At 69.0% G+C, this 707-nt stretch carries 1 protein-coding gene and 1 pseudogene; both read right to left on the bottom strand.

Translation table 11 applies throughout. From position 1 onward, the window contains the following. A pseudogene (locus HPY23_RS32930) lies at nucleotides 1-203 on the bottom strand (hypothetical protein); the annotation flags it as partial. 1 nt (nucleotide 204) lies between these two features. Beyond that, nucleotides 205-594: a hypothetical protein gene (locus tag HPY23_RS08900; protein WP_236012555.1), complete on the bottom strand. Its 390-nt coding sequence runs from the start codon at nucleotides 592-594 to the stop codon at nucleotides 205-207. Nucleotides 595-707 lie beyond the last annotated feature (113 nt).

Below are 707 nucleotides of genomic sequence, written 5' to 3'. Positions count from 1 at the left end.
AGGATGTTCAGGTACTCGGCCGGCCCCTGCAGGTGCACCATGGCGTCACCCACCGAGCCGGGCGCCGGGGGCGGCACCTCGTGCTTGTCCTTGTTGGCCCGCAGCACCATGCCGACACAGGTGACGGCCACGACACCGCCGACGAAGACCTGCAGCGCCGGCATCGACGAGAGCAGGGGGAGCAATGCGATCAGGTGCTCCATGCTACTTCACACGCTCCAGCGCAGCGAGGGCCCGGCCGAGCCGCGACCTGCGATCCACCGCGTCGAGGCGGGCCACGTAGCACGAGATCGCCTCGAAGATGGTCAGGGTCCCGAAGACCGGGATGACGAAGGACGGCGCCTCGGCCGTGAAGGCGTCGACCACCAGGGCGAGGGTCAGCTGGCCCATCACCAGGGCGCCGAGCGCCGAGCACACCGCCCGGACGTTGGCGCCGTTCGGCTTGGTGATTCCGTTGTTGATGTGGCCGTTGAGCCAGAGGGCGGTGACGCGCAGCACGCCCACCGCCCCGAAGAAGAAGGCCATGTTGCCCTCGTTGAAGCCGACCTCGGCGATCGGCTTCAGGGCGGCGCGCTCCATCGTGTCGCCCGGCATTGCGGTAAGCGCTCGGTGACGGATCCACTGGTCAGGCGGCCTGCTCGGCCTCACTGGTTGGCATCCAGTTCCAAGGCAGCAGATCGGCGAGGCGCCTGGCCGGGTGATCGGCG

It is taken from the genome of Methylobacterium ajmalii (assembly GCF_016613415.1).
Taxonomy (GTDB): domain Bacteria; phylum Pseudomonadota; class Alphaproteobacteria; order Rhizobiales; family Beijerinckiaceae; genus Methylobacterium; species Methylobacterium ajmalii.
The sequence above is the reverse complement of the archived record's forward strand: the minus strand, read 5'-3'. Positions and strand labels throughout refer to the sequence as shown.